At 54.3% G+C, this 6,098-nt stretch carries 4 protein-coding genes; 1 reads left to right on the plus strand and 3 read right to left on the minus strand.

What is annotated here, in order from left to right; all coding sequences use genetic code 11:
* Positions 1-321: 321 nt before the first annotated feature.
* From QZ292_RS09115 to pyrF, 3 genes are all read right to left on the minus strand, one after another.
* Positions 322-1,932: a sulfatase gene (locus QZ292_RS09115; RefSeq protein ID WP_294600797.1), complete on the minus strand. Its 1,611-nt coding sequence runs from the start codon at positions 1,930-1,932 to the stop codon at positions 322-324.
* Between the two features lie 169 nt (positions 1,933-2,101).
* The gene (gene aspA, locus QZ292_RS09120; protein ID WP_294600798.1) at positions 2,102-3,535 is read right to left on the minus strand and encodes an aspartate ammonia-lyase; all 1,434 of its coding nucleotides are present in this window, start codon (positions 3,533-3,535) and stop codon (positions 2,102-2,104) included.
* Positions 3,536-3,561: 26 nt separating this feature from the next.
* Entirely contained in the window at positions 3,562-4,389 is an 828-nt protein-coding gene (pyrF, locus tag QZ292_RS09125) for an orotidine-5'-phosphate decarboxylase (RefSeq protein WP_294600800.1), read from the minus strand.
* 511 nt (positions 4,390-4,900) lie between these two features.
* On the opposite strand from pyrF, the gene QZ292_RS09130 reads away from it, so the two are divergent.
* Positions 4,901-5,857, plus strand: a complete 957-nt coding sequence (locus QZ292_RS09130) for a formyltransferase family protein (RefSeq protein ID WP_294600802.1) — start codon at positions 4,901-4,903, stop codon at positions 5,855-5,857.
* Positions 5,858-6,098 lie beyond the last annotated feature (241 nt).

The following is a 6,098-nucleotide window of genomic DNA, read 5'->3' on the forward strand; positions in this document are numbered from 1 at the left end:
GAACCAGAAAAACTTTAGAGGATGCTTACGCATCCTAAAGCTGCCGGCGGCCCAATTCTCGAACTTTCTTTGGGCCGGGAGTTGTAGCGCGCTTAATGCAATCACAACCTTTGGCGCGCTACAACCCCGACCCAAAAGCAATCTCGAAGATTGAGGACTGCGGAGCCTGAGGCGTAGCGTAGCTATCTAAAAGTCTTTTGGGTACCTTTTGCCCGAAGGCTTCCTCGCGCTAACTCGGCATAGCCCGCAAGCGGTCTCTGCTCGCGTAACGCCGCTCGGTTCTTCAGAAAAGGTACGGTTCCGTCCGGCGCAAAGAACAGACTATAAAGCATTCAATTCACGACAGGGAGGCAGCTCGTCGCCGTAGTAATCCGCCAGCCGGAGGAGTTCTCGCTGGAGGCGAAGCGTTATCCGTTTCGTTCCCGGAGCGCCGTAGAGATTGTGCATCTCGTGCGGGTCGTGCTTCAGATCGTAGAGTTCGAAATAACACTCCGCCGGAGCCGGCGTCTCGTTGCTGAAGAAATAGACCAGCTTCCACCACCCGTCGTGGACACCCGCGTGCTGCATCACGTTGTGAATCCCGGGGTTCTCCCAATACCGATAGTAGAGGGTCTTCCGCCAGTCGCGCCCCGGTTTTACGGCACGGTCGCCGCCCCGGGCCACGTCTCGGAACGATTCGCCCTGCATGCTGTCCGGTTTCTCGATCCCGCACCAGTCGAGCAGGGTCGGCGCGAAGTCGATGTTCTGCACCAGCGTATTTTTGGCCTCCGTTCCGGCCGGAATCTCAGCCGGATAACGAATCACCAGGGGCATCCGCATCGACTCTTCGTACATGAACCGTTTGTCGAACCAGCCGTGTTCGCCGAGATAGAAGCTCTGGTCGGAGGCATAGACCACGATGGTGTTCTCCGCCAGCCCCGTGCTGTCGAGGTAGTCGAGCACTTTGCCGATATTCTCGTCCACGGCGGCGATGGTCGAAAAGTAGTCACGCATGTAACGCTGGAATTTCCAACAGATCAGGCTGTCGCCGACGGGCGGATTGTCGTAGTAGACCTGATTCGCTGCGTCATAGGAGGCGATATAGGCCTCCCGCTCGGTGGAGTCCATGAAACGATAGTCAGGCCCCCAGTCTCTCTTGGGATCCCACCCGTCGCGGCGCGTGTAGAGCTTCAGGTCGTAAGCGGGCATCAGGTGGCCGGCGATGCTCATCTCCTGCCGGCCGGCGGCCACGCGCCCCTCCCAGGTGTCGAAAAGGTTGTCGGGATAGGGGAAAAAGGTGTGCTCGTGCAAGGTGAGGTGCCGCGGGGCGGGCTGAAAGTTCCGATGCGGGGCTTTGTTGTGCACCATGATAAAGAAGGGCCGATCTTTGTGCCGGTCGATCCATTCGATGCTCTCGTCGGCGACGATGTCGGTCACATAGCCGCGCTGACGGACGGTGTCGCCGCTCATGGTGACGAAGTCGGGGTTATAGTACATCCCCTGGTCGTCAAGCACTTTCCAGTAGTCGAACCCCGTGGGGTAGGTTTTCAGGTGCCACTTGCCGATAATGGCGGTGGAGTAACCGTTCGCTTTCAACACTTTGGGCAGGGTGGTCTGCGATCCGTCGAAGAAGTCGGCGTTGGTTCGGAAGCCGTTGGCGTGGCTGTGCTTGCCGGTGAGAATCGTCGCGCGGCTGGGCCCGGAGACGGAGTTGCCGCAATATGCGCGGTCGAAACGTACGCCTTCGGCGGCGATGCGGTCGATATTCGGGGTCGGGGCGACCTGCGACAGGGGGTGTCCGTAGGCGCTGATGGCCTGCACGGCGTGGTCGTCGGACATGATATAGACGATGTTGGGCCGTTTCTGAGGCCCGGCAGCCGGTTTGTCGGCGCTCTGCGCACTGCCGGTCACGGCGCACAGGGCGCCGGAAAGGGCGAAGATGGATCGATTCATAAAGCGGTCGATTGCTTCTTTGGTTATTTGCTTTATACGTAGATAAGGGGAAGGGGCGAACCGTAAAAACGCCCTGCGGGTATGCACCACAAGGCGTTTACCGGCCCGAAGGGGGCCGTAACAAAGGCGTTTACGCATCGTTCAGGCGACGACGATGCTTGTCCGCAAGCTATTTCCGCAAAAATTTACGAGGTTTGACCATATTCTCCGGACGGAGAATATTATCCAACTCTTCTTTCGACATCAGCTTCTTCTCCAGCACCAGGTCATAGATCCCTTTGCCGGTACGAAGCGCCTCTTTGGCCAGCTCGGTCGAGGTCTCGTAGCCCAGATAGGGGTTCAGCGCGGTCACCAGACCGATACTGTGGTAAACCATATCCCGACACCGATCCGCGTTGGCGGTGATCCCGAGGATGCACTTCTCGCGCAGAGTGTTCATCCCGTTCACCAGCATCACGATCGACTCCAAAATGCTGTAAACGATGATCGGCTCCATCACGTTCAGCTCCAACTGGCCCGCTTCGGCGGCCATGGTCACGGTCAGGTCGTTCCCGATCACCTTATATGCAATCTGGTTCACCACCTCGGGAATCACAGGGTTCACTTTGCCGGGCATAATCGACGAGCCGGGCTGCATCGGAGGCAGGTTGATCTCGTTCAGACCGGTCCGCGGACCGGAAGACAACAGCCGAAGGTCGTTGCAGATCTTCGACAGCTTGACGGCCATCCGCTTCACGGCAGACGAGTAGATCACGAAGGCACCCGTATCATTCGTCGCCTCGATCATGTTGGTGGCGGCGGTAATCGGAAGCCCGGTAATCTCGCGCAGGTACTTGATACAGATCTGGCTGTACTGCGGATCGGCGTTGATGCCGGTACCGATCGCGGTAGCCCCCATATTCACTTCGAGCAGCAGTTTGGCGTTCTGTTCCAGACGGTCGATCTCTTCGGAGAGGTTGGCGGCGTAAGCGTCGAACTCCTGACCGAGGGTCATCGGCACGGCGTCCTGAAGCTGCGTCCGCCCCATCTTGATGACTTGGGCGAATTCGATCCCTTTGGCATGGAAGGCGCCGATCAGCTCGCGCAGCGAAGCGATCAGATCCTGGGTCTGATAGATCAGGGCGATCTTCACGGCGGTCGGATAGGCGTCGTTGGTCGACTGCGAGTGGTTCACGTCGTTGTTCGGATGGCAGTGGGCGTATTCGCCGCGCTGGTGGCCGAGAATCTCCAACGCGCGGTTGGCGATCACTTCGTTGGCATTCATATTGGTCGAAGTACCTGCTCCGCCCTGCACCATATCCACCACGAACTGCTCGTCGAGTTTCCCCTGCTCTACTTCATGACAGGCGGCGATAATGGCGTCGGCCACCTCCGGCTTGATCTCGCCGAGGTCGCGGTTGGCTTTCGCCGCGGCCTCTTTGACCATGGCGAGCGCCTTGATGAAGTAGGGGTACATGCAGAGCCGAACGCGGCTGATATGGAAGTTGTCCAGCGCGCGCATGGTCTGCACGCCGAAGTAGTATTCCACCGGGATGTCCAGTTCGCCCAACAAGTCGTGTTCCCGCCGGGTCTTGCCCGATAGCGGCATCTTGGTAATGTCCATATCTTTCTGACTTTTTTACAAAATGATCATTTGCAGTAATCGGCCAACAGGCCGGCCATCTCGCCCTGTAACTGACGGGCGGCAGCGCCGGCTGCTTCGGCGAAGTCGCGGCCGTCCGAGGCATAAATAATTCCGCGCGAGGAGTTGACGAGCAATCCGCACCGGTCGTTCATCCCGTGCCGGGCGACTTCGGCGAGCGATCCGCCCTGAGCGCCCACGCCGGGAACCAGCAGGAAGTGGTCGGGCACGATAGCCCGCACGCGGGAGAGTTGTTCGGCGCGCGTCGCGCCGACGACATACATCGTATTGTCTTCGGTTCCCCAGCTCATGGAGGTTCTGAGCACGCGTTCATAGAGCATCTCTCCGCCGGCCAGCGACAAGGTCTCGAAGTCCTGTGCCGAAGGGTTCGAGGTCAAGGCGAGCAGCACGGCCCACTTCCCGGGATAGGCATAAAAAGGTTCTGCGGTGTCGCTCCCCATGTAAGGCGACAAGGTGACGGCGTCGAAGTCCATCTCCTGGAAAAAGACGCGGGCGTACATCTGGGAGGTATTCCCGATATCTCCGCGCTTGGCGTCGGCAATCAGGAACTGTTCGGGGTACCGCTCGCGCAGGTACCGGACGGTCTTCACCAAGGCGTTCCACCCTTTCAAGCCGGCGGCTTCATAAAAAGCGAGGTTGGGCTTATAGCTGACGCAATACGGTGCGGTGGCGTCGATCACGGCTTTGTTGAAGGCGAAGACCGGATCTTCTTCGCTCAGCAGGTGCCGGGGCACTTTCTTCATGTCGGTGTCGAGGCCGACGCAAAGGAAGCTCTCTTTGGCGCGTATCTCTCGGAATAGCTGTTGCGAGGTCATGGCTGGGCTGAATTTGGCGCGGCTCGCGACGGAACCGGACGTTTATATTTAAGCAAATATAAAGAAGTTTTTACAGAAAACGGATGTGGGCGGGGGAATAAAATCGATCGAATACGCCGCTACATCGCAAAGTGTTTATCCTGAACCGGAATTCAATATTTTTCGTATATTTGAATGCTTATCAAAACAAAACTGCCTATGACGCAAACCTCTTATTAACACCTCTTTCCTGACTTTTTCTCTTTCGGCGGGCGATGGTCGCCGGGCCGGGAGAGACGACATAAAAAGCGTTAACTTTTATTCTTGCTTTCTGAAATCTGGACAATTTCAAAAGCCGCAAGGAGTAAAGTGTAACGCCTGCGTAGCGATACGTGGGCTTTACTCTATTATCTTGCGGCATAGGTAGTCCAGAACCTCAGAAAGCGGATGACAGGTATTGTCCCACGTTTTTAATTTTTCTGCTACCGCAATGATCCTGAATACGACTTCAATTCGAACGTTCCTGTCGGAAATGGAACGCTCTGAAAAACTGTATGACCAGTATTTAACATCAGGCCATACTTATCAATATGCAGTCTCTTTAAAAGATTGCAATCTGTATTTACATGATATAATCAGCCAAGATATGGCTGATTTCCCCTTAGAAATCCGAGAAGCGGCTCGAAAATTACTCAACCATTATAACATTTGGCTGAGATTATGGAACGAACACAACGCAACCCGAGATTTCAAACCGAACGACACTTTCATTTTCGAAAGTCTGGATCGTTTTCCCAAAAGAGCGGCCGAATTGCTCTCCGAATATTACCGGACTCAAAATCTAAACATTCTGTTTATCGGCAAAAAGAATGATCCGAATACCTCTTATGCTGCCGAATATGTCCGACAAATATTCCCTCGGACAACTGTATTATTCGGAAGCCGAGAAGATACATTTCCGGAAGAGATCTTGTGGTGGCAAGGCGATTATATCTTTTCGTACCTGTCACCGTGGATTATTCCCGAAAGCTTACTGCAAAGAGCCGCTAAAGGAGCGATTAATTGGCATCCGGGGTCTCCTGAATATCCGGGAATCGGCTGCACGAATTTCGCGATATACAATCAAGAAAGCATATTTGGCATTACCTGCCACCATATGTTGAGTAAGGTGGATACGGGCAATATTATAGAGGTGCACAGATTCAAAGTTTTGGCAAATGACACTGTATATTCCATTACACAAAAATGTTATGCTTGTATTCTAAATTCTTTTCTTTCCATTATTGCTAAAATCGCTACCGGTGATTCATTGCCCCAATCAACAGAGAAATGGGTCAGAAAGCCTTATACGCGCAAAGAATTAAACGCTTTGTGCAAAATCACACCCGATATGACGATTGAAGAGACGCACCGAAGAATCAAGGCGACCACCTATGATCACCCGTGGGCATACACGGAAATTCAAGGTGTCAAATTCTATCTAAAATAGTTCTTATATATCTATCCTTGTGGATTATGGAACGAGGATGTCTTCTTCCAAGCGACATATAGAATACCTGAAAAAGTCCTCTTAATTGACAAGCTGGATGGCGGGGGAAAGATGAGCCGAATAATAGAGAAAATCGGAAAGAAGCATAACAAAAAAAGGGTCTCTTATCGGTTGAGATAAGAGACCCTTGAAGGAGGCGGCGACCTACTCTCCCACAACATTGTGCAGTACCATCGGCGCG

The sequence above is a fragment of the uncultured Rikenella sp. genome (genome assembly GCF_910577125.1).
In the GTDB taxonomy this organism is placed as follows: Bacteria; Bacteroidota; Bacteroidia; order Bacteroidales; family Rikenellaceae; genus Rikenella.